Origin of the sequence: Actinomyces glycerinitolerans, assembly GCF_900098745.1 — a bacterium.
Lineage (GTDB): Bacteria > Actinomycetota > Actinomycetes > Actinomycetales > Actinomycetaceae > Actinomyces > Actinomyces glycerinitolerans.
This window is the reverse complement of the sequence record NZ_FQTT01000003.1, coordinates 31,304-52,995: the sequence shown is the minus strand read 5'-3', so window position 1 is coordinate 52,995 and position 21,692 is coordinate 31,304. Positions and strand designations below refer to the sequence as shown.

Below are 21,692 nucleotides of genomic sequence, written 5' to 3'. Positions count from 1 at the left end.
ACCAGCAGACAGGCCCTGAGCAACGGGAGCGTGACCTACAAGGGCCGGATCATCTACGTCGGTTCCTTCATGGCCGGCCAGACGATCGAGTTCCGCCAGTACCCCACCCGCCTGGACCTGTACGACCAGGCCGGAACACACTTCGCCGCGATTCCCTGGCCCCAGCCCACCCAGGCCCAGACCCACAGCCGGGCCACCATCAACGCCTCCAAACCACCCAACAGAATCATCACCAGACCACCCCGCTCACCCCGCTCCCAACCGTCCCAGAAGCTTTGAGACTCAACCGTCCCAGAAGTCATGAGATCCAACCGTCCCAGAAGTGTGGAGACAGCACAGTACCCCTACCCCACGAACCGTCGCAAGAAGTGCCGAATCGTCGACCGCAACACACGAACCGTCAACAGAACGCACGAACCGTCAGACGAGCGCACGATCCGTCGGGCGAAGGCGCCGAACCGTCGGCGGAACGCACGGACCGTCACCCGCCCGCTCACGGCACCCACAAATGCCAAGAGCTCACTTGCTGACACTTCTCGCCGCTCCGTCACCTTAAGGGTTAGGGTGTCCTCATGCCGAAGATCATGGGTAACTCACTCGCCGAACACCGCGAGCGCACCCGCCGCGCCCTGTTCGACGCCCTGTCCGACCTGCTCGCCCAACGGCCCTTCGACAAGATCACCCTGTCCGACGTGGCCGCCCGCGCCGGCGTCGGCCGCACCGCCGTGTACAACCACTTCACGGACAAGGAGGACCTGCTCCTGGCCTTCATGGAGCACGAGACCGGCCGCTACGCCAAGGAGCTCGCCCAGGCCCTGAGCAACGTCGCCGACCCCATCGACCGACTGCGCGTCTACGTGCGCCAACAGGCACTGATCAAGCGTCACTATCACTTCCCGGCCACCGGCCCGCTGGCGCGCTCGGTCTCCCGCAGCACGGCCGGTCGCCTGCACGCCCACGCCGAGCAAATGACGACGATGCTCACCCAGATCCTGTCCGACGCGATGGACGCCGGCGCCATCCCCCGCCAAGACCCGGCGCTGGTGATCCCGCTGATCCACGCCTGCGTGCTGGGCGGCCGCCCCGCACCGACCGAGCCGCGTGCACGCGCCGCCTACCTCGACGCCCTGGACACCTTCGTGCTGCGCGCCGTGGGGGCACCAACGCCGGACCATGCCGTTCCCGCGGTGCGGCCCCCGCACGCCACCGAACCGACACCCCGGCCCGCCCGCGCCGCCGGCTGACGCCCCGCCGGCCTGCTAGTACTGCTGCTGCGGGCGTCTCACCACTGACGTCCGTACCCGCCGCCGGATCCGGTGGTGGAATTGGCATCACCGTTGCGATCCTCAAGTTTCTGGCGCTTGGCGTCGGTGGGTGTGGGGGAGGGTGAAGGACTCGGCGACGGCGACGCCGATGAATCCCCCTGCCCGGTGGCGGTCGGCTCCGCGGAGGGCGTTCCCGTGGACCCGTCCGACGGCGTCGGCTCGGCGGTGGGCGGTTCCGAAGAGGACGTGCTGGGGTCGGGCTGCGGTGGGTCGGGCTGCGGGGGCGGCGGCACCTCGCAATCGCCGGCCGCCTCCACGGCCGCGTCCTGCTCCGCCTCCGAGGTATCCGCGTCATCCGCCTCCGCGGCCTGCGCGGCCAGTGACAGGTGGGTGACGTAAAGGTTCACCCGCACCAGGCACTCGGGCGACTCCGGGTCCAGGATCGTGACCACGTTGCCCTCGTCGTCCTTCACCTGCACGGTGCCGGCGGCGGGGGCGGTCCCCAGTGCCTCCTCCAGTTCGCTCACCGCGGTGTCGAGCTGATCGTCCAGCAGCTGGGCGGTGCCCAGGTTGTAGTGCACGCGCCACTGCTCCAGCCACGGGTTCAGGCGCTCCACCGCCCGGTAGCGGCCGATCGCCGTGGTGTAGCTGCCGTCCACGACCGCATGGTTGCCGGCGAAGGTCAGTCCCCACACCGACAGCATCCACACCCCGACGACGGCGACGACGGTGGCCGGGATCCCCTGCCAGGTCAGCAGGCGGCGGCGCCGCGCCAGCCGGGCCCGCCGGTGATGGGGGGACTCGGGGGCGGAGTCGGCGGAGTCGGTGATGCCGACGCGCACGGCGTAGTCGGCGGCGTCGGCCTCGCTACGGGCGCCGGGGCGGAAGGCGTCGTTCCCGCCGGGCAGGCCGGTGGGGTCCGGGGTGCCGGCGGTAGTCATCGGGGGCCTCCTGCCTGGCTCGGTCGGGTGCCGACGGCGGGACGGGTCAGGTCCTGCAGGGCCCGGTCGGCGCGGATGAGGGCAACACCCTCCCAGATGAGCAGGCCGGCGGCGATCACGCCCAACGGCCAGATCATGTAATGGCTGTAGCGGCTGCGCTCGCGGCCGTCGGACAGAACCTGTTCGACGTCCTGATCGGTGAAGGCGCTGGTGGGGTCGTCGTCACTGCCGGTGCGCTGCAGGTAGGTGATCCCCAGGGCATCGGCGACGGACTGCAATTCGGCGGTGTCGGGAACGGACACGGCCGCCTCGCCGGTCTCCGGGTCGGTGATGTAGTCGGCATTGTCGCTCCCGGAGCCGTCGAAGGCCCGCATGGAGCCGCCGGACTCGGTGCCGTACCCGAGCACCGCGCCGCCGTCGACCACTTCCGCCAGTTGTTCCCAACTGATCCCGGCGGCTGCGGCCTCGTCGGCGCCGGCACCGTCGTCGGTGGCCTCGCCGTCGGACAGGATGTACACCAGCCGGGCGTCCTCGGGACTGGAGTCGGCGGCCGCGACGAGGGTCTGGGCCAGCAGCGGCAGAGCACGCTCCAGGGAGGAGCCGTGGGAGCGGCCGGTGATCTCCTGCTGCAGCGCACCGATCCAGGCGTCGACGGCGTTGACGTCGCGGGTCAGCGGCAGCTCGCGGGCGGCCGTGGAGTCCAGGGCGATCACGCTGAAGCGGGCGTCGGGGTAGGCCTCGCGAATGGCGGTCAGGTCGGCGCGCACCCCGTCCAGGCGGGTGCCGCCGCCGGCATCGGGACCGCCCGCCCAGTCCTCGGCGGCCATGGAGCCGGTACGGTCCACCACCAGGTAGATCTCCACGTTGGATACGGCCACCGCCTCCGTTGCGGCCAGGCTGGGACCGGCCAGGATGAGCACCATGACCGCGCCCAGCGCCACGCGCCGCCACCAGGTGGTGCGGGCGCCCGGGTCGGCGCCGTCGCGCAGCAGCCAGCGGGCGGAGACGGCCAGCGCGGCGACGACGACGAGCGCCGCCAGGATCGTCAACGGCCAACCGAACAGGGGCACCAGGCTCATGCGCGCCTCCATGCGGCCACGGCCAGGAAGGCCAGTACGAACACCGACAGCAGGGCGGCGGCCCGCTCGGGCACGTCGGTGACGCGCACCTGCGTGTTGGTGTCCAGCTCGTCGATCTGGTCGGACTCCAGCTCCTGGACGATCTGGCCGGCGGTGTCGGCGTCGTCCACCTCGTAGAAGCGGCCGTCGTGCTCGGTGGTGATGTCGCGCAGGTCCTCGCGGGCCTCGTCCACGTCCTTGCCGGACACGTCCGGGTCGGCCAGTTCCGGGTCGGCACCGAACAGGGAGAACAGGCGGATGGAGTCCTCCTGGGCCAGGTCGGCCGCCTCGGACACGGAGTAGATCTGCTGCTCGTAGGGGTCGATGATCTGGTTGTCGGTGGCCAGGATGATGGAGCGGGAGCGGTCGGAGACCTGGTTGTCGAAGGCGAGCGTGCAGGAGGCGAGCCCGTCCCCCGCCAGGGAGGAGGCGAGCACGTCTTCGGAGAAGGTGCCGGGGAAGGTCTGGTAGTAGCGCTCCAGGGCGGGGTTGCCGCGCACGGGCACGAAGTCGAGCACGTCGGCGATCTCGTTGAACTGATCGCGCAGCAGGTCGTAGTCGTCGGTGAGCGGCACGATCGTCTGCGCGGTGGTGTTCCAGACGACCAGCGACACCCGCTCCCCCTCGAAGGTGTCCAGCAGTTGCGCGAAGGTGTCCAGGATCTTGGAGTCGGTGGTCACCATGGAGGTGGAGATGTCCAGGCACAGCACGATGTCACGGCTCGCCAGGGACTCATTGCGCACGGTGCGCTCCACCGGCCTGCCGGCCAGGGCGGCGGAGGCGGCCAGGCTGACCGCTAGGACGGCCCCCATCCCGGCGTACAGCAGGCGCCGCCGGGTGAGCCGCTCCCGCAGGGCGGCGCTGGTCAGCAGGGCGGCGGAGTTGGCGATTCGCCGTGGTGCGGCACCGCGGCGCGCAGACCTGCCGCCGGGCAGATGGCCGGTGGCGGCCAGGGCGACCACCGCGATGGCGGCCAGGACGATCAGCACAACCAACCAGGGCATCACCATCGGGTGACCACCTCCTTGGCCTCGCCGATGGCGGCGTCGGCGGCGGCGTCGGGGTCGCGGTCGAAGGAGGGCTGCTCCCACACGGCCAGTAGCTCGCCGACATGCCCGAGGGGATTGGTGTCCAGGGGACGGCGGCTGGCGCGCACCCGCCGCAGCCGCTCGAGAATGGAGCGGGGGCCGGCGGTGTCGGCCATGTCGAGGATCTCCAGGACGGTGGCGGAGACGATGTCCTCACCGCTGCGGGCGGTGGCGAAGCCGCGCAGGGCGCCGGCCAATTCCAGGTGCAGTCCGCGCAGTTCCAGTTCGCCACTGCGGTAGCGGGCGGCGGCTTCGTCGACGCGGCGCACCCACTGGCTGCGCTCGGAGGCGGCCATGGGGATGTCTCCAACGGTGCGGGCGGTGTCGCGACGGGTGACCAGGAAGGCGCGCAGGATGACGGCGGCGGCCGCGATCAGGACGACCACGCCGACGATCACCAGCCACACGGGCATCAGCACGGGATAGTTGACTGGCACGCTCAGCGCCTCCCCCCGCCCCGGCGGGACGCCAGGCGTTGACGGGCCAGCAGGGAGGCGATGGAGTCCACCAGAGTGGCGTCGGAGTGGATGGCGGTGTGCTCGATGTGACGGGCGTCCAGCAATGCGGTCACGGCGGCGCGGCGGGCCCCCTCGGTGGCGACCAGACCGGCCGCCAGTTTGGCGTCTTCCCGCAGGAATGCGGGAATCTCGCCGGTCAGTTCGACGTCGCGGGCCCGCCCCCGGCCGGGCGCGAGCGGGGTGTCGTCGGCGATCTGGATGGCGATGAGCTCGTGCTGGGCGGACAGGCGCCGCAGCCGGTCGGTTACGGCCGGGTCGCTGCCGGCATCGGGGTGGGAGGTGTCGGTAATCAGCACCACCAGGCTGCGGCGGCGGTGCCAGGTGCCGACGCGTTCCAGCAGGGTGGACAGGGCCGGACCGGGCGCGCCGGGGGCCAGTTCGTCGCCGCGGGTGAGGGCGTCCAGCTGGCGCTGAACCAGGGACAGGATCATCTCGGTGTGCTCACTGCCGGCCCGCGGCGGGCGGGAGACCACGCGGGCGGTGTCGGCGGCGACCAGGGCCACGGTGTCGCCGCGCAGGCGGGCCAGATAGGCGAAGACCTCGGCGACGGCGAGGACGAGCTCGCGCTTGTCCTCCCCGCTGGGGGCCTGGGCGGCCATGGTGCGGCCGGTGTCGACGGCGAGCACCAGCGGCAGGTTGGACTCGCGCTGGTAGCGCTTGATGACCGGCTGGCCGATGCGGGCGGAGGCCTTCCAGTCGATGTCGGTGACGTCGTCGCCGGGCCGGTAGTTGGACAAGTCGTCGAAGTCCTGGCCGTGGCCGACGAACACGGAACGGTGGCGCCCGTCCAGCAGGCTGGTGGAGCGGCGCAGGGTGGGCAGGGACAGGCGCCCGCGCACGCGCGCCACCCGGGAGCCGGACCGCCGTCGGGCGGAGGTCGGCTCGGGCGCGTTTGCGGAGACCGGATCGCTGGTCATGGTGTCGTGCCGCTCAGGGGGTGGGGACGGCCGCGAAGATCGCGTCGATGATGGACTCCGGCGCGATGTCATCGGCCAGGGCGTCGTAGGTGAGCACCAGGCGGTGGCGCAGTACCCCGTAGCGCAGCAGCCGCACATCGTCGGGGGTCACATAGGTGCGGCCGGCCTGCAGGGCGACCGCCTGGGCGATCTTCATCAGGGCGATGCCGCCGCGTGGGGAGGCGCCCACGCGCACGTGCCGCTCGAGCCCCGGAACGGGGCGCGGCCCGCCGCCGCGGGAGGTGTTGACCAGGGCGACGATGTACTGCTTGATGACCGGGTCCACATAGACGCGCTCGACCGCACCGGCCAGCCACTCCACGTCCTCGGTGGAGATGGGGCGGTTGCGGATGGGTTCCTCGAAGGCGCCGTTGGAGATGCGGTCCAGGACGTCGGCCTCCTCCGCCGGCTTGGGGTAGGTCAGCACCTCCTTCATCAGGAAGCGGTCCATCTGGGCCTCGGGCAGCACGTAGGTACCCTCCTCCTCGATGGGGTTCTGGGTGGCCATCACCATGAAGGGCTGCGGCAGCGGGTAGATGACCCCGCCGATGGAGGTCTGCCGCTCCTGCATGGCCTCCAGCATCGCCGACTGGGTCTTGGCGCTGGAGCGGTTGATCTCGTCCAGCAGCACGATGTTGGCGTGGACCGGGCCGAGCTGGGTGGTCATCTCGCCGGTGGCGTAGTTGAGGACCTGGGTGCCGACGATGTCGTTGGGCATCAGGTCGGGGGTGCACTGGATGCGGTGGAAGGTGCCGGAGACGGCGGCGGCCAGCGTCTGGGCGGCCGTGGTCTTGGCCAGGCCGGGCACGGATTCGAGGAGGATGTGTCCCCCGGCGATGAGGCTGGAGACCAGGGCCAGGCGCAGCTGCTCCTGCCCGACCACCCGCTGGGAGAAGATGTCGCTGACGCGGCCCAACAGTTCGCCGGCGCGTTCGACGTCGGCGCGCGGGGAGGCGTTGGAGCGGGAGGTCCGCTCGGCCTCGCGCTCGAGTTCGGCGGATGAGGGTAGGGACTGGGTGCTGGGGTAGTCGGTGTCCGGGGAGGAGGCGACGACGGCGGCCGTGCGGGCGCGGCGCCCGGTGCCGGACCGGGTGGGCGGCGCGGCCGCCGGAGCCGGCGTCGGCGCGGCCGAGGGCTGTGGGACCGGGGGGATGGGCGGCGGGAAGGAGCCGTTGCTCGCGCCTGCAGCGCCGACTCCCGACGGATTTGGCTGATTGCTCATGAATCTCCTCTGGCTCTGCCCCGGACGATCGGCCCATACAGGGCACGCCGCAAGCACATTGTCACGGGGAGGCTACACGAGCTCCCCGACCGTTTCCCAGTACTGTGGTGGGTACTACTCCCCACAGGGCCTGTCAGGCGTTCCCCGCATCGCGGCCCGAGTCGTGCGGCACCGGGGCGGTGTCCACGCGGGACTCGGCTCCGGCCGCGGCCTGTGCGGCGGCGACCCGGTTCGCCTGGTACTCCTCGTCCAGCAGGGGCAGGTCCTCGGCGGTCACCATCAGGGTGGACACGGCGTGCTCCACCAGCGCGGCCCGCCGGTTGGAGGCGACTCCGCCGACGCGTCCGCCGCGCAGCCCGCGCACGCCCACCCGGTCGAGCTTCTCGCAGACGTTGTCGAGTTTGCGGTTGAACTTGGTCAGCGACCAGCCCAGGCGGGCGGCCGCCGAGGCCGAGGAGGGGATCTCGGCCGAGCCGGTGCCGGCCCGCTTGAGCACGGGCTCGGCCAGCGCGAGGACGAGCAGCCGCTGGGAGCGGGTCATGGGGGTGGCGCCGATGGTGGTCTGACCGCGCGGGCTCGGGCTGTGGCCGTCGATGCCGGCGAAGCGCCCGGCCTCGGCGGTGATCAGGTCGATCTCGTAGGTCGTGGGCCCGGCGGAGAAGGTCAGAATGACGCGGGAGAACACCAGCGGCATGCTGGCGCCGGGGGCGAGCCGGGACTGCACCAGCCCGTCGCCGTCGGTGAGCGTGGCGGACAGGCGTGAGCCCTCGTTGGCGATCCACCACAGGCCGGAGTCGTGACGCAGCACCAGGAAGCGGCGGTGCAGGTAGGGGTTGTCGTCGATGTCCAGGTCGCCGCCGCGGCCGATGACGAAGATCTCATCGGTGCCGACGCGGTAGACCTCGCCGGAGAAGTCGAGGACGAGCTCGTCGGGACGGTCGGGGTCGACCTCGGGCAGTTCGGTCCAGGTCAGGTCGCTCATGGGGTCCTCCGCTCGCTGCGCATCGACTCTGCTTGGCTAACAACAGCGTAACGGATGGGCGCGCCAACTGTTCGCCGTGAACGCATCTCACCCGTGAAAGCGGTCGCAGGTCACAGCGGCGGATCGACGCGCAAGGTCACGCCGTCGCCGACGTCGAGCAGGTCGCCGACGATCAGCGGCGTGGGCAGGGTGCTTGCCAGCAGCACCGGTGGCATGCCCGCCCGCACCAGCACCGTGCCGTTGGCGGAGCCGAGATCACGAGCCAGCAAGCTCCAACCGGCCACGCTCACCTCCAGGTGCGAGCGGGATACGAAGTGGGCGGGGCTGGGCACGGTGATCAGCTGGGTACTCGCCTCGGACCCGGCCGGTGCCTGCGGGGCCCGGCCGACGACGACGTCGCCGCGCACCGGCACGGCCTGCCCGGTGGACAGGCTCAGCACCGCCAGCACCGGCCGCGGCACCTGCCGAATCTCACCGGTGAGCGGGGCGGCGCAGGCCTGGCAGGCTGCCGCGTCGGGCGGGTTGGGATGCCCGGCGGCACACATGACGGCACGGACCAGAGGCGGCGTCGCCTCCGTCACCAGCGCAATGGTGGCCTCCCCCAGCGTCTGGGTGGCGTCGGCGCCGGAATCGGGTGACGCGGCGGCATCCGCCGTATCCGCCGAGGCGGGCGCGAGGGCCGGCATGTCCGCCGAGTCGACCCGCCGGCCGCGACGACGGCGCCCAGAGTCGGCGCCGGGCTCGAACTGTTCCGCGCCCTCCTGGTCCTCCTGCGCGCGCAGGGCCGCCTCGTCGGCCTCGTCGGCCTCGTCGGCCTCGTCGGCCTCGTCGGCCTCGTCGGCCTCGTCGGCAGTGTCCACCCACACGCCGGTCTCGGGCAGGGGCGCGCGGTTCGGGTCCACCCACACCCCGGTCTCTCCAGGGGCGGGGTCAGAGGCGGCGTCGGTGCGGGGCGGCCCGCCCAGGGCCTCGAGCACACACAGACGCACTTGCGGCGGCGCCCCGGCCGACAGGACGGCGGTTCCGTATCTGCCCACCACCGTTAGCTCCTGCGTCCCGGCGCCCGTCTGCGTGCTCACGACCGCTACTCCGACAGGTCGACCACGAGGGCGGTGACGTTGTCGTGCCCGCCGGCCTCGAGCGCGGCGGCCACGGCCACCTCCGCGGTGCGCTGCGCCCCCAGGCCGGAGCCGAGCACGGTGGCCAGGGCGTCGTCGTCGAGCTCGTCGCTCAGGCCGTCGGAGCACACCAGGATGCGGTCGCCGGCGCGCGCCTCCACCAGGTGCAGCTCGGGGTAGGCGGGCTGGTTGAGGCCCGCGCCCAACGCCCGAGTGACCACGTTGCGACGCGAGTCGATGTGGGCCTCGGCACGGGTGAGCTGACCGGCGTCCACCAACTCCTGCACCTGGGAGTGGTCGTGGGACAGCTGGGACAACAGGTCGTCGCGCAGCAGGTAGACGCGCGAGTCGCCCACGTTGAACACGATCCAAGTGCGTCTCTCCGGCAGGTCGGCGAGCACGGCGCCGGCGATGGTGGCACCGGGCGGGTTAGCCGCCTGCGAGGGGATCGCGGCCACCGCCTCACCGGCCGCGAGAACGGCGGCGACGACGTCGGCGCGATCGGTGATGCGGCTCCCGGCCAGTGGGAGCAGTGCGCCCAGGGCGGTGCGGGCGGCGGCCCGGCCGGAGGCATGCCCGCCCATGCCGTCGACCACGATGAAGGCGGGCGCGAGGGCGAGGTAGCCGTCCTCGTTGACGCGGCGCAGGCGACCGACGTCGGTGGCCGCACCGACGACGGTGCTCGGCCGCGGCCCGGCGTCGTCCGGGGACTGCGGTGCCGCCAGGGCCGCCGCCGCATCCGCCGAGTCGTCGGGCTCAACCGGGTCGAATGACTCGCTGTCCTCGGGCATCGACGTCTCCTTGCAGTGCGGTAATGCGGGCGGTCTCGTGTCCCAGACGATACCGGCCAAGCCGCCGAATTGTGCTCTCAGGTAGGCTCGGGGTGCCGACACCCACCGGCCGCCCGCGAAAATACGCGGGCCGAGCCCACGCAGTCACAAAGGATCCAGCATGTCTCAGCCTCAGGACGACCTCGTCGCACGGGCAAGCGACCCCAATGCGGAACTCACCACCCTGCACGAGCTCGCCAACAACTACCCCGGCTTGCGCCCCTACATCGCCGAGAACCCGCGCACCTACCCGGCGCTCCTGGAGTGGCTCGGCAGCCTGGGAGATCCCGCCGTCGACGCCGCGCTCGCCCGCCGCCATGCCGCCGCGACCACGCAGGCCCTGAGCCTGGAGCAGGCACAGGCGGCAATGCAGGCCGCCGCGAATGAGTCGGGCGCCGCCGCGCAGGTCGGCGGGCAAGCCCCGCAGACCGGCACGGGAGCGCCGACCCAGGCCATCTTCCAGCCCGAGGTCACACGTGCGGTCACTCCCGAGCGCCGCCCCATTATGGAGGGACGCCAGGCCGCACGGGACGCGGCCGCACCCACCGCGGCCTTCGCCTACCAGCAGCCCCCACAGCAGGCGGTCTACCAGCCCCAGCCGCAGCAGCCGGCCTACGCCCAGCCCGCCTACCAGCAGCCCCAGCCCGCCTACCAGCAGCCCCAGCCCGCCTACCAGCAGGCCCAGCCCACCAACCAGCAGCCGCAGGCCGGCGACCAGGGCGTCTTCGGCGTCGGCACCCCCGAGGCGGAAGAGCAGCGGGGCAGCAGCAACCGGTGGCTGTGGGTCCTCGCCGCCGTGGCCCTGGTGCTCGTGGTCGCGCTGGTGGTGTGGTTCTTCAGCTCGAACCACGGCGGCGAGGACCCCGCCCCGATCACCAGTACCACTCAGGCCGCGGCCCCGCAGGAGCCCGCCACCACGCCGACGCAGGCCGAGGAGACGCCGTCGTCCACGCCGTCGCCCAGCCCGACCGCATCCCAGAACCTGACCGCGCCCGCCCCCGCCGATGCCATCGAGATGGCCGCCTTCACCACGCCGTCGGGCAACATCAGCTGCGTGCTGGGCGACGACTCCGTCTCCTGCACCATCAACGACCACGACTTCGTCCCCACCGACAGCTCCTGCAACGACTCCAACGCTCAGGCCTTTACGGTGAGCGTGGGCACCGACGATGAGGCCGAGGGCGGTTGCGGCATCTCCTTCTCCGCCGCCGGCGCCTCGCTGAACTATGGCGCGTCGGCCAAGAACGACACCTTCGCCTGCACCTCCACCGAGGCCGGGATCGAGTGCTGGAGCCAGGTGTCCGGCAACGGTTTCCGCATGTCGCGCTCCGAGGCCGAGACCACCAGCCGCTGACCGGCCTCGCCCGACCCGCCGCGAGGGCGGGCCTCCGTTTCAATCCACAACTCTCAGAACTGAATGTCCTCGACCTACGCCACCATCCTGCGCCGCCCCGGCGCACTCGGTTTCTCCATCGCGGGCCTGCTCGCCCGCTTCCCCATGTCCATGGTGGGCATCTCCACCATCCTGGCGATCCAGGAGCTCTACGGCAGTTACTCGGCGGCCGGAACCGTGTCCGCCGTGAACGTGGTCGCCGTCGCCGTCGGGGCACCCGTGCTGGCGCGGCTCGTCGACGCCTACGGGCAGTCGCGGATCATGCTGCCGGCGATGCTCGGCTCGGCGGCTGCGCTGGTCGGGTTGGCGGTCGCCGCGCAGGCCCACGCCCCGCTGGGCGTCCTGCTGGTGCTGTCGGCACTGGCGGGGCTACTGGCCGGGTCCTTCGGCTCCCTGGTGCGTTCGCGCTGGACGACGATCCTGACCACCCCGGAACAGGTGCACACCGCCTTCTCCCTTGAGGCCGCCTTCGACGAGGTCGCGTTCATCATCGGTCCGGTGCTGGCCACGGTGCTGTGCACCTCCCTGCCGCCCACCAGCGGCTGGATCGCAGCGGTCGCCCTGCAATTGGGCGGCGGGCTGTGGTTCTTCTCCCAGCGGGCCACCGAGCCGACGCCGCACCGTCGTCGGCGGGAGGCGCGCGCAGGCGCATCGGCGGGCGCGGCCCCCGAGCCGACGTCGGGCCAGGCGACCGTGCCGGTGCTGCGGCACGGTGCCGTCGTCGCGGTGATCGCCGTCTTCCTGGCCTCCGGCGCCATGTTCGGCGCCAACGACGTCGCCGCCGTCGCCTTCGCCACCGAACTCGGCAGGAAGTCGGCATCGGGAGTAGTACTGGCGGCCTGGGGCGTGGGCTCGTTCACCGCGGCTCTCGTGTACGGCTCGCGCTCGTGGCACCGGCCGCTGTGGCAGCAGTTCCTGTTCGGCGCCACGGCGCTGGCGGTGGGCGCCTCGACCCTCATGTTCGCGCCGAACCTGGTGGTGTTGGGGATGCTGATGGCGCTTACCGGCATGGCGATCGCCCCGACGGTCACCACCGGCAACACGATCACCCAGGTGTCGGTGGCGCCCTCTCAGCTCACCGAGGGGCTGGCCTGGGTCGGCACCGCCATGAACATCGGGGTGTCGCTGGGTTCCATGTTCGGCGGTCATGCGATCGACGCCGCCGACAGTCACGGCGGCTACCTGCTGGTGGCGGCTATGGGCTGGCTCGCCGTCGTCATGTGCCTGGCCGGGCTGCGCACGCTGCGGCATGCCCGCCCGCACCACGTCCTGCCGGCCTCCCCACAGGTGGCGGACGCGGACCCCGGCCTCCCGGTGCACCCGGCCTAGACTGCCCGGCGTGGAGTCCCTCAAGCGCGCACTCTCTTCCCCTGCCGCCGCCCTGATCGGTTGGGCGGCGTTGGCCCTGTCCATCTACCCGACTCTGTGGGGCAAGGACGGCACCGCCACCTTCAAGCTCGACGCCTGGATCTACCACCACGCGGTCGCCCAGTGGCACGCCGGCGGCAGCCTGTACGGCTGGTACGCCAACCCCGACCAGCAGCTGTGGCCCTTCACCTACCCGCCGTTCGCCGCCTGGGCACTCACGCCCCTGACCTGGTGGTCGGACCGGGCCACCCAGGTGGCGCTGGTGGTGGCCACACCGGTGTGCACCGCGGTGGCGGCGTGGGCGGTGCTGCACGCCCTGGGTGCGGGCCGCCGCGTGGCATGGGGCGCCGCCCCGTGGCTGGCACTGGCCGCGGTGATAGTGCTGGAGCCGATCCCCAAGACCATGGAGTACGGGCAGATCAATGCGGTGCTCATGATGCTGGTCGCGCTCGACCTGCTGGTGGTTCCGCCCGCCTCCCGGTTACGGGGCGTGCCGGCGGGACTGGCCGCCGCCTTCAAACTGACCCCGGCGATCGCGGTGCTCGTCTTCCTGGCGCGGCGGGAGTGGCGGGCGGCGGCCACCATGGTCGGCTCCGCCCTGGGGGTGACGGCGCTGAGCTGGCTGGCCTCGCCCAGCGAGTCGGCGCAGTTCTTCTTCTCGGCGATGTGGGACTCCTCCCGCGCGGGCTTCACGGACTACTCCGGTAACCAGAACCTCAAGGGGCTGGTGGCGCGCTGGCTGCCGACGCAGACCTGGGACGTGGTCTGGGCGGTCCTGGCCGCGGCCGCCGTCATCGCCGCCTGGCTGCTGCTGGTGCGCCTGAATCGCCTGCGCCCGGCCGCTGATGGTGCGCCCGCCCCGGCCGACGGCGTGGTCCTGGTGCTGCAGACGGCGGTGGCGATGACGCTGGGGCTGCTGCTCTCCCCCATCTCCTGGTCGCACCACTGGGTGTGGTGCCTGCCCGCTCTCATGGGGCTCGTGTCCGCGGGGCTGGCATGGGCGGCGCCGTCGCTGCTGACGACCGCGGCCGCCGGCGCGGCGGTGTTCGGCCTGGCCATGCAGTGGTGGTTCCCGGAGCAGAACCACGTCGAGCAGGACTGGCCCTTCTGGGCGACGGTGGTGGGCTCGTCCTACACATGGTGGGCGTTGGCCGCCGGCGTGGTCCTGTGGCGCGCGGCCGGTCGCCATATCAACCGACCTCGGCACGTAACATCAACCGACCTCGGTGCGTAACTTCGACCGACCTCGGCGAGGGGGCGGGGCGGAGAGCCCGCAGCGTCCTCCCAGCCGTCTCCCAGTCCCGTCCCCGCCGCCGCCCGGAGGGGTGTCCGTAGAATGGACGGGTGCCGTTTGCCGACATCGTCCGCGCCGCCGCGGACCAGTTCCACCGTGACTCGATCCCCGTGCTCCGGCGCCGCGGCTGGCGCCCGCGGGCGATCGCCTACGACGGCTACGGCTCGGCCGCGCCTGACCGCAGCGGAGTCCCGGCCCCCGACGCCCCATCGCGTGACATGGCGCGCGTGCTGGCGCGCATGGTCATGCGCCCACCCAACGCTCCCAGCGAGGGACCCCTGTTCCAACGCCTGCCCGAGCAGCTGCCGACCACGGCCCGCGACGCGCGCCGTCAGGCCGCGCAGAACCTGCTGGAGGCACAGCGCGGCTGGCGCATGTTCATCGACGTGCCCGTCCCGCACCTGCCGGTGACCGTCCACCTCGGCGCCGCGAGCGTACAGACCCGCGCCGACCGGGAGGGGTACGTCGACGTCGTCGTGCGCGGCCACGGCCTGCCCCCCGGCTGGCACGACGCCACCCTGGAGGCGACGGGGACGGAGCCCGTGACCACACGGGTGTTCGTCGTCGCCCCCGGACCGCGGCTCGGCGTCGTGTGCGACATCGACGACACGGTCATGGTCTCCCACGTGCCCCGCATGTTCGTGGCCGCCTGGAACCAGCTGGTCAAGTACACCTCTTCGCGCGAACCCGTACCGGGCATGGCGCAGCTGCTCACGCAGGTGCTGCAGGAGCACCCGGGAACGCCGGTGATCTACCTGTCCACCGGGGCCTGGAACGTGGTGCCGACCTACCGCGCCTTCTTCGAACGCAACGGCTTCCCGCAGGGGCCCATGCTGATGACCGACTGGGGACCCACGAACACCGGCCTGTTCCGCAGCGGCATCGAGCACAAGCGCACGGGTCTGCGTCGGCTCATGATCGACCTGCCGGAGGTGAAGTGGCTGCTGGTCGGAGACGACGGCCAGCACGACCCACTGATCTACGGGGAGGTCGCACGCGAGCACTCCGACCGGGTGGCGGCGGTGGCGATCCGGCGCCTCACCCCGACCGAGCAGGTGCTCGCGGGCACGCAGCTGACCCACCCGGTGGGGCTGGCGCCGGAGGTTCGGGCGCTGGCCGAGTCCGGCGTGCCAGTGGCGGCGGGGGCCGATGGCTTCGAGCTGGCGCGCGCCCTGCACCCCGAGGCGCTAGCCGTGCAGCCTCAGCGCTGAACCTCGCCATCGACACGAGTTCCCGCCGGACACACGAGTTTTGGAGCTTTGCAGGTGCGGGGCGCGTGCAATCCTCTAAAACTCGTGTATCTGAAGTGAACGCGTGTACTTGACGCCGATGTGCTAGACGGCGACGCCGATGAGGTGGCCGATGCCCCAAGTGACGGTCATGGCCAGGGCGCCGCCGAATACGTTGCGCAACACCGCGGGTCGCACCGGGGCGTCACCGAGTTTGGCCGACACCGCGCCGGTCAGTGCCAGCCCGGCCAGCACGGACACGAAGGTCAGCGGGATCTTCACACTCACGGGCAGCAGCAGAATGGCCAGCATCGGCAGCATGGAACCGACCGTGAACGCCACCGCGCTGGAGATGGCGGCATGCCAGGGGTTGGTGTAGTCGTCCTCGCGCAGCCCGAACTCGGCCTCCAGGTGGGCGCCGACGGCGTCGTGCACCGTCAGCTCGCGGGCGACCCGGCGCGCGGTCTCATCCGTCAGGCCCTTGGCGCGATAGTGGGCGGCCAGGGAGTCGACGCCGGCGGCCGGATCGGCGTCCAGCTCGGCGCGCTCGCGGGCCACGTAGGCGCGCTCGGTATCCGACTGGGTGGACACGGACACGTACTCGCCGGCGGCCATGGAGACGGCCCCGGCCAGCACTCCGGCCACCCCGGCGGCCATGATGGCGCCGGTGTCGGTGGGGGTGGCGGCGGCGACACCGATGACCAGGCCGGCCACGCTGACAATGCCGTCGTTGGCGCCGAGCACCCCGGCGCGCAGCCAGTTGAGCCGCGACGCCAGGGCGGAGGCCCCGCCGGTGTCCGCATAGGCGGCTGTGGCGGGCTGGTGCCGGCGCGGCCGCGCGGTGAGCCACAACGCCGTTGGGCAGGCCTCCGGCTCCGGAGGAGCGGGGTTATCAGCCGACGGCACGCGTGGCCCGGCCGAAGCGGACATACGCTCCGAACGGAAGGGACACGAGAGCTGCGGCACACCCATGCTCTGAAGATAAGGTCGATCAATGCGCCTGTATAGCAAAGGTAGATTTACCTAATGAGTTCTCGTCAGACCTTCATGGGGCCTTCGCCCAGCCGGACTCCAGGGTGGAACCGGTAGGGTTGTGTGCAGGGACCGCACCAGACGGCACCCGTGCAGGAGGAATCCATGGCTAGCAAGCTCCCCTTCATCGTCGGCCTCGGCGCCGGCTACGTCCTCGGGACGCGCGCAGGCCGCGCCCAGTACGAGCGGATCAAGGCGTCGGCCACCAAGCTGGCCGATCAGCCCTTCGTGCGGGACAAGCTCAGCGCCGCCTCCAACCGCGCCTCCAGCTTCGTGCGCGAGCAGGGCGAGGCCGTCACCGACAAGGTTGCCGACGCCGTCAAGGAGCGCCTGTTCGGCGCGCCCGCCGCGCAGCCCTCCCCGGCCCCCTCGGTGACCGTCGACGACGCTGAGGTCCGCCCCGTCAACCAGTCCGACTGACCGCGCCGACTCTGCGTCGCAACCACGTACGCGACGCGGACGCGACTTCCGCCGGGGCGCCCGCTGCGGCCATACTCGGGGAGTGCCATCTCCGCGCTACGCCCCGCCTAAGGACCTGTCCGGCTACGCCTGGCTCTCCGTCGGCGCGGCCCTGGCCACCATCACCCTCAAGGCGGCGGCCGCCTGGCTGACCGGCTCGGTCGGGCTGCTATCCGACGCCGCCGAATCCCTGGTGAACCTGGTAGCCGCCCTGGTGGCGGTGGTCGTGCTCAAGATCGCCATCCGCCCCGCCGACGACGACCACCAGTTCGGCCACTCCAAGGCGGAGTACTTCTCCTCCGTGTGCGAAGGCGCCATGATCTTCGTGGCCGCCGCCTTCATCATCTTCTCCGCGGTGGAGCGGATCATCACCCCGGTCATGCCGGAGCGGCTGAGCCTGGGCCTGGTGATCTCGGTCGGCGCCTCCCTCATCAACGCGCTGGTTGCCTGGGTGCTGCTGCGCAAGGGCCGCGCCGAGCACTCGGCCACACTCGTCGCCGACGCCAAGCACCTGCTGACCGACGTGATCACCTCCGCGGCCGTGCTGCTGGGGGTGGGCCTGGTGGCCGTCTTCCATTCGCCGGTGCTCGACGCCGTCGTCGCACTGGGAGCGGGCCTGAACATCATGTGGACCGGGTTCCAGCTGATCCGCGACTCGGTGGCCGGACTCATGGATGTGGCCCCGGACCGGGAGGCGCTGGAGCGGATCAACGCCATCCTGGACGAGCGACGCCGCACCGGAGTGGTGGACTTCCACGCGGTGCGCGTCCGCGAGGCGGGCAGCCGCCGCTTCGCACACCTGCACGTGCTGGTTCCGGGCGCCTGGACGGTCAAGCAGGGCCACGACTACACCGAGGCGCTGATCGATGAGTTGGTCTCCGCCGACCCCAGCCTGCGGGTCTCCGCCCACCTGGAGCCGATCGAGGACCCGCTGTCCTATGCCGACGTCGAGGACGTCTGACGGTCCGACCCCTCAGCCCTGGCGGGCGCGCAGCCGCGCCAGCGGACCGTCGGCATCGGCCAGCAACTCCCGCGGGGCGCCGGACTGTACCACGCGGCCGCCGTCGAGCACGACGACGTGGTCGGCCTGCTCGATGCGGTGCAGCCGGTGGGTGATCTCCACGACCGTGGCCCCGCGCCGCGCCGCCCAGTCGTGCACGCCATCACGCACGCGCGCGTCGACGGCGGGGTCGAGGTGACTGGTGAACTCGTCCAACACCAGCACGTCCGGCTCGGCCAGCAGGGCGCGCGCCAAGGCGAGCCGCTGGCGCTGCCCGCCGGAGACGGAGGCGCCGCGCTCGCCGAGCAGGGTGTCGTAGCCGGCGGGCATGGCCGCCACCTCCTCATGCAGCGCAGCGACCCGGCAGGCCGCCTCGACCTGCTCGCGGGTGGCTCCGGGACGGGCCAGGCGCACGTTGTCGGCCACGCTCATGCGGAACAGGTGCGCCTCCTGGCTCACCAGCGCCACCCGGCCACGCAGGCCGTCGGCCGCCGCCTCGCGCAGGTCGACGCCGCCCACGCGCACCCGGCCGCGATCGGGATCGTCGAAGCGCAGCGCCAGCCGCGCGAGCGTCGTCTTACCCGAGCCGGATACCCCCACCAGACAGGTCCACTGTTCGGCCGCCGCGCGCACCCTCACCCCGCGCAGGGACGGGCGCGAGGCCCCCGGGTAGGTGTAGTCGACGTCCTCCCAGGCGATGCCGATGGCGCCGGGCGGCAGCACAGCGGCGCCGTCGGGCAGTTCGACGGGGGCGGTGGCCACCTGGCGCACGCGCTCGGCGGCCGCGAGCGCGGTGGGCAGGGAGCCGGCCAGCTCCTCCGCGCCGCGCACCGTCTCCCCCAGGCGCAGCACGGCCGCCGCCGCAGCCGCCAGCGCGGCGGGCGAGACGACCCCGGCGGCGACCGGCCCGGCACCGGCCGCGACGACGGCGATGGGGCCCGCCAGCACCAATAGCTGCACCCCGCCGCGGCGCAAGGCCCCGGCCGCCGTCGCGGGGCGGGATGCGGCCACCACGGCGTCGTCGAGGGCGCGGGTGCGCTCCAGGCGCTCGGCGGCGCGGCCGTAACCGACCACCTCCGCCAGCCCCTGCACGGAGTCGGTGACATGCTGGGTCAGCGCCGCCCGGGCGGCGACGGCGCGTCGGGATCCGGCCGCAGCCAGGCGCTGCCCGAGGACCGGCACCACCGCGATGGCCGCCACCAGGGTGAGGGCGGCTGCGCCGGCGACCGGCCAGGTGGCGCCGATCCCGATGGTGACCACCACGGTCAGCGGCACCAGCAGGGCGCTGACGGCGGGGGCGAAGGTGTGGGCGAAGAACACCTCGATGCGGTCGACGTCCTTGGTGGAGCGGGCCAGCAGGTCGCCGGAGTGGGCGGTGGTGAGCACCCGCGGGGTGCGGCGGGCCAGGGCCCGGAACAGTTCGGCGCGCAGCAGCTCCAGGGAGCTGAAGGCGACCGTGTGACCGAGGAACTGCTCGCCGTAGCGCAATGCGGCCTTTGCCAGGGACATGACCACCATGGCGCTCAGCACCGGCCAAACCGAGGGAGCGGGGCCGCCTGCGGCCAGGGCCTGGGCGGCCTCGACCACGGCGTGGGCGGCCAGGGCGAACATGGCCACGCCGAGCAGTTGGCCGGCCACCCGGCAGACGGTGGAGGTCAGCAGTGGCGGCAGGACCGGCCGAGTGACCATGAGCAGCCAGCCGACCAGCGCGCGGCGGGAGGGGCGGGCGGCGTCGCCGGGGGCAGGAGCCGTGGCGTTGGGGCGGGGCGGGGTTGGCGTGCTCATCGCAGGGTGCCCTCCGCAACGGTGACCACCCGGTCGGCGGCGGCGGTTGCCCCGGCGCGGTGGGAGACGGTGATGACGGTGCGGCCGACCGACAGGCGCTCGATGGCGTCGATAATCGCGGCCTCGCTGGCCAGGTCGACCTGGCTGGTCGGCTCGTCGAGCAGCAGCAGGGGCCGGTCGGCGAGGAAGGCGCGCGCCAGGGACAGGCGCTGGGCCTGTCCGCCGGAGAGCCGGGAGCCGCGCTCGCCGACGTCCGTGTTCAGGCCGTCGGGCAGGGCGCGGACCTCGTCGGCCAGGTTGGCGGCCTGCAGCGCCTGCCACATGCGCGCCTCGGTGGCGCCGGGGCCGGCCAGGCGGAGATTGTCGGCGATGGTGCCGGTGAACAGCCAGGTGGTCTGGTCGACCACGGCGCTGGTGGCCCGGATGTCGTCCTGGGTGGCGGCGGTGGAGGCGATGCCGTCCACGCGCACGGTCCCGGCGGCGGGCAGCAGGTCCCCGCGGATGAGGGCCATGAGGGTGGACTTGCCGGCGCCGGAGGGGCCGACGACGGCCACATGCTCGCCGGGGGCAACCTCCAGGTTTACGTCGGCCAGCACGGTGACCGGGGCGGGTGGCTTGGACCGCGGGTGGGCGGCGGGTCCGGGGTGTCCTCCCGGATGCCCACGGGTTGCTGAGGCGCCGGGGTGGCCCCCGGGGTGCCCGCCGGCGTCGGCGGGGCGTGGCTCCCGGACGGCGGTGACGCCGCGCAGCGAGACCATGGGCGCGGCGGTGTGCGCAGCCGCGCCCGGGGCTGCGGGCCCGTCGGGGTCCGGCTGTGGCGCTGCGCCGTCGGGGCGGCGGCGGGCAAAGACGCGGCGCAGGGCCCGCTGGTTGGCCATGCCGCCCATCCCCACGTAGAAGAAGCTGCCGACCCGGTCCAGTGGCTGCAACAGGATGCAGGAGACCAGCACCAGCGCGAGGGCGCCGTCGAGCCCGATCGCCCCGGAACCCAGGCGGGTCAGGGCGAGTGCGGTGGAGGCGGTTACCAGGAACAGGGAGAACAGGCCGTCGGTGACCAGGATGACCAGCTGGTTGCCGGCCAGCAACCGCATCACCGCGCGGCGGTTGGCCTCGCCGAAGGCCTCCAGGTCGGCGGCGCGGCGGTTGGCGGCGCGGGCGAGCACCAGTGTGGTCAGGCCCTGGATGGCGTCGAGGTATTCGGCGCTCAGCCGCATCCGCTGCGCGCGCGAATCGGCCGAGGAGCGGCGCAGTCGCCGATGCAGGAAGACGATGAACGCGGGTACCACCACGAAGGCGGTCGCCAGCACTAGTGCGCTGAGCGGGTCGACCGTTGCCCCGAGCAGCGCCAGCACCAGCAGCGGGGAGGCGATGGCGGCGATCGTGGGTACGAGGAACGTTTGCCGGTAGGCGGCCACCCGCTCGGCCCCGTCGGTAAGCAGGGTGACGGTGGCGCCGGTGCGGGCCGACGCGTGCGCGGGGCCGAGATCGAACAGGTGGGCGAGCACCTGGCGGCGCAGCGCCCCCTCCTGGGTGGCGGCACTGGCCTGGGCGAGATAGTGGACGGCTGCCGCGCACACGGCGGAGACGAGGGCGGCCGTGGCGGCGACGATGAGGTGGTGGGCCGCGGCACCGGGCGTGGCGGTTGCGCCGGCAAGCGTGGCCAGTGCGGGGGCCGCACTCGCCACGGAGGCGACGGCGCGGGCCGCGGCAATCAGCGCCCACGCCTCGGCCAGGGAGCCGACTGCGGTCAGCACGGCGGCCGCCGCATTCGCGAGGGTGCCAGCGCGGGTGCCGAGCCTGGGCTTGGAGGCAGCGGCCGCCGCTGGGTCGGCGGCATCATCGGCACCGCGGGGGCGGTCGGCGGGCTGCGTCTTCATCATGCACTTATGATCACCTAATCTCTGCCCCTCTATGACCCCGGTCCGCCGTCTGCAAAGCCCTCGGCCGCGAGCATTGTCCGAATCCGGGACAAACGCCCCCTAGGCGCTGGAGCACACCTCGCAAAACGTTGAAATCACGCGGGCGCCAGGGCGGAGCGCGGGACCCGATCCGGCGTTTGTCCCCGCTGGTGACAATCAGCCTCAGCCTGCAGCG

20 protein-coding genes are annotated in these 21,692 nt (G+C 72.4%); 8 read left to right on the top strand and 12 right to left on the bottom strand.

The genetic code is table 11. The features are described 5' to 3' along the window. Both ACGLYG10_RS03780 and ACGLYG10_RS03775 read left to right on the top strand, forming a co-directional pair. Positions 1 to 279: hypothetical protein (locus ACGLYG10_RS03780; protein WP_211482971.1), on the top strand; the 279-nt coding region annotated here is incomplete at its 5' end. A 293-nt stretch (positions 280 to 572) separates the two neighbouring features. Beyond that, entirely contained in the window at positions 573 to 1,244 is a 672-nt protein-coding gene (locus tag ACGLYG10_RS03775) for a TetR/AcrR family transcriptional regulator (protein WP_073328042.1), read from the top strand. 38 nt (positions 1,245 to 1,282) lie between these two features. On the opposite strand, the gene ACGLYG10_RS03770 is transcribed toward ACGLYG10_RS03775, so the two are convergent. From ACGLYG10_RS03770 to ACGLYG10_RS03730, 9 genes are all read right to left on the bottom strand, one after another. Continuing rightward, entirely contained in the window at positions 1,283 to 2,206 is a 924-nt protein-coding gene (locus ACGLYG10_RS03770; protein WP_073328041.1) for a tetratricopeptide repeat protein, read from the bottom strand. Beyond that, positions 2,203 to 3,285: a vWA domain-containing protein gene (locus ACGLYG10_RS03765; protein ID WP_083565462.1), complete on the bottom strand. Its 1,083-nt coding sequence runs from the start codon at positions 3,283 to 3,285 to the stop codon at positions 2,203 to 2,205. The genes ACGLYG10_RS03770 and ACGLYG10_RS03765 overlap by 4 nt, the downstream gene beginning before the upstream one ends. Beyond that, positions 3,282 to 4,328, bottom strand: coding sequence for a vWA domain-containing protein (locus ACGLYG10_RS03760; protein ID WP_244542560.1), 1,047 nt, complete (start codon positions 4,326 to 4,328; stop codon positions 3,282 to 3,284). The genes ACGLYG10_RS03765 and ACGLYG10_RS03760 overlap by 4 nt, the downstream gene beginning before the upstream one ends. After that, positions 4,328 to 4,849, bottom strand: a complete 522-nt coding sequence (locus ACGLYG10_RS03755; RefSeq protein ID WP_073328036.1) for an alpha-amylase — start codon at positions 4,847 to 4,849, stop codon at positions 4,328 to 4,330. Before ACGLYG10_RS03755 ends, ACGLYG10_RS03760 begins: the two co-directional genes overlap by 1 nt. Before the next feature lie 2 nt (positions 4,850 to 4,851). Beyond that, positions 4,852 to 5,847 carry a DUF58 domain-containing protein gene (locus ACGLYG10_RS03750; protein WP_073328034.1) on the bottom strand — a complete coding sequence of 332 codons (996 nt, stop codon included), beginning with the start codon at positions 5,845 to 5,847 and terminating at the stop codon, positions 4,852 to 4,854. Positions 5,848 to 5,860: 13 nt separating this feature from the next. Continuing rightward, complete coding sequence (locus ACGLYG10_RS03745; RefSeq protein ID WP_073328033.1) at positions 5,861 to 7,108, bottom strand: AAA family ATPase; 1,248 nt, start codon at positions 7,106 to 7,108, stop codon at positions 5,861 to 5,863. 133 nt (positions 7,109 to 7,241) lie between these two features. Next, on the bottom strand, positions 7,242 to 8,090 hold the full coding sequence (locus ACGLYG10_RS03740; protein ID WP_073328031.1) for an FHA domain-containing protein: 849 nt from the start codon (positions 8,088 to 8,090) through the stop codon (positions 7,242 to 7,244). A gap of 110 nt (positions 8,091 to 8,200) precedes the next feature. After that, positions 8,201 to 9,169, bottom strand: a complete 969-nt coding sequence (locus ACGLYG10_RS03735; protein WP_139240799.1) for an FHA domain-containing protein — start codon at positions 9,167 to 9,169, stop codon at positions 8,201 to 8,203. Positions 9,170 to 9,174: 5 nt separating this feature from the next. Then, on the bottom strand, positions 9,175 to 9,999 hold the full coding sequence (locus ACGLYG10_RS03730; RefSeq protein ID WP_083565460.1) for a PP2C family protein-serine/threonine phosphatase: 825 nt from the start codon (positions 9,997 to 9,999) through the stop codon (positions 9,175 to 9,177). A 160-nt stretch (positions 10,000 to 10,159) separates the two neighbouring features. On the opposite strand from ACGLYG10_RS03730, the gene ACGLYG10_RS03725 reads away from it, so the two are divergent. From ACGLYG10_RS03725 to ACGLYG10_RS03710, 4 genes are all read left to right on the top strand, one after another. Continuing rightward, entirely contained in the window at positions 10,160 to 11,392 is a 1,233-nt protein-coding gene (locus tag ACGLYG10_RS03725) for a variant leucine-rich repeat-containing protein (RefSeq protein WP_073328027.1), read from the top strand. A gap of 63 nt (positions 11,393 to 11,455) precedes the next feature. Beyond that, positions 11,456 to 12,760, top strand: a complete 1,305-nt coding sequence (locus ACGLYG10_RS03720) for an MFS transporter (RefSeq protein ID WP_073328026.1) — start codon at positions 11,456 to 11,458, stop codon at positions 12,758 to 12,760. Positions 12,761 to 12,770: 10 nt separating this feature from the next. Next, complete coding sequence (locus tag ACGLYG10_RS03715) at positions 12,771 to 14,033, top strand: glycosyltransferase 87 family protein (RefSeq protein ID WP_244542559.1); 1,263 nt, start codon at positions 12,771 to 12,773, stop codon at positions 14,031 to 14,033. Positions 14,034 to 14,143: 110 nt separating this feature from the next. Continuing rightward, entirely contained in the window at positions 14,144 to 15,304 is a 1,161-nt protein-coding gene (locus ACGLYG10_RS03710) for an App1 family protein (RefSeq protein ID WP_073328023.1), read from the top strand. A 123-nt stretch (positions 15,305 to 15,427) separates the two neighbouring features. Here ACGLYG10_RS03710 and ACGLYG10_RS03705 read toward each other — a convergent pair whose 3' ends face one another. Beyond that, entirely contained in the window at positions 15,428 to 16,252 is an 825-nt protein-coding gene (locus ACGLYG10_RS03705; protein WP_083565458.1) for a VIT1/CCC1 transporter family protein, read from the bottom strand. A 207-nt stretch (positions 16,253 to 16,459) separates the two neighbouring features. Between ACGLYG10_RS03705 and ACGLYG10_RS03700 the strand changes: the two genes are divergently transcribed. Together ACGLYG10_RS03700 and ACGLYG10_RS03695 are read left to right on the top strand one after the other, a co-directional pair. Beyond that, a complete protein-coding gene (locus ACGLYG10_RS03700; RefSeq protein ID WP_073328021.1) occupies positions 16,460 to 16,774 on the top strand; it encodes a protoporphyrinogen oxidase in 315 nt (104 codons plus the stop codon). An 82-nt stretch (positions 16,775 to 16,856) separates the two neighbouring features. Further along, the gene (locus ACGLYG10_RS03695) at positions 16,857 to 17,774 is read left to right on the top strand and encodes a cation diffusion facilitator family transporter (protein ID WP_073328020.1); all 918 of its coding nucleotides are present in this window, start codon (positions 16,857 to 16,859) and stop codon (positions 17,772 to 17,774) included. Between the two features lie 12 nt (positions 17,775 to 17,786). Here the strand turns inward: ACGLYG10_RS03695 and ACGLYG10_RS03690 are convergent, their stop codons facing one another. Continuing rightward, positions 17,787 to 19,598 (bottom strand): ABC transporter ATP-binding protein, encoded by a 1,812-nt coding sequence (locus tag ACGLYG10_RS03690; protein ID WP_073328018.1) that lies wholly within the window; start codon positions 19,596 to 19,598, stop codon positions 17,787 to 17,789. Next, positions 19,595 to 21,478 (bottom strand): ABC transporter ATP-binding protein/permease, encoded by a 1,884-nt coding sequence (locus tag ACGLYG10_RS03685; RefSeq protein ID WP_244542558.1) that lies wholly within the window; start codon positions 21,476 to 21,478, stop codon positions 19,595 to 19,597. Before ACGLYG10_RS03685 ends, ACGLYG10_RS03690 begins: the two co-directional genes overlap by 4 nt. Between the last annotated feature and the right edge of the window lie 214 nt (positions 21,479 to 21,692).

Coding starts and splice junctions, on each gene's coding strand:
- ACGLYG10_RS03775 (WP_073328042.1), top strand. CDS start 573: ATGCCGAAGATCATGGGTAACTCACTCGCCGAACACCGCGAGCGCACC.
- ACGLYG10_RS03770 (WP_073328041.1), bottom strand. CDS start 2,206: ATGACTACCGCCGGCACCCCGGACCCCACCGGCCTGCCCGGCGGGAAC.
- ACGLYG10_RS03765 (WP_083565462.1), bottom strand. CDS start 3,285: ATGAGCCTGGTGCCCCTGTTCGGTTGGCCGTTGACGATCCTGGCGGCG.
- ACGLYG10_RS03760 (WP_244542560.1), bottom strand. CDS start 4,328: ATGCCCTGGTTGGTTGTGCTGATCGTCCTGGCCGCCATCGCGGTGGTC.
- ACGLYG10_RS03750 (WP_073328034.1), bottom strand. CDS start 5,847: ATGACCAGCGATCCGGTCTCCGCAAACGCGCCCGAGCCGACCTCCGCC.
- ACGLYG10_RS03745 (WP_073328033.1), bottom strand. CDS start 7,108: ATGAGCAATCAGCCAAATCCGTCGGGAGTCGGCGCTGCAGGCGCGAGC.
- ACGLYG10_RS03740 (WP_073328031.1), bottom strand. CDS start 8,090: ATGAGCGACCTGACCTGGACCGAACTGCCCGAGGTCGACCCCGACCGT.
- ACGLYG10_RS03730 (WP_083565460.1), bottom strand. CDS start 9,999: ATGCCCGAGGACAGCGAGTCATTCGACCCGGTTGAGCCCGACGACTCG.
- ACGLYG10_RS03725 (WP_073328027.1), top strand. CDS start 10,160: ATGTCTCAGCCTCAGGACGACCTCGTCGCACGGGCAAGCGACCCCAAT.
- ACGLYG10_RS03720 (WP_073328026.1), top strand. CDS start 11,456: ATGTCCTCGACCTACGCCACCATCCTGCGCCGCCCCGGCGCACTCGGT.
- ACGLYG10_RS03705 (WP_083565458.1), bottom strand. CDS start 16,252: ATGTCCGCTTCGGCCGGGCCACGCGTGCCGTCGGCTGATAACCCCGCT.
- ACGLYG10_RS03700 (WP_073328021.1), top strand. CDS start 16,460: ATGGCTAGCAAGCTCCCCTTCATCGTCGGCCTCGGCGCCGGCTACGTC.
- ACGLYG10_RS03690 (WP_073328018.1), bottom strand. CDS start 19,598: ATGAGCACGCCAACCCCGCCCCGCCCCAACGCCACGGCTCCTGCCCCC.
- ACGLYG10_RS03685 (WP_244542558.1), bottom strand. CDS start 21,478: ATGATGAAGACGCAGCCCGCCGACCGCCCCCGCGGTGCCGATGATGCC.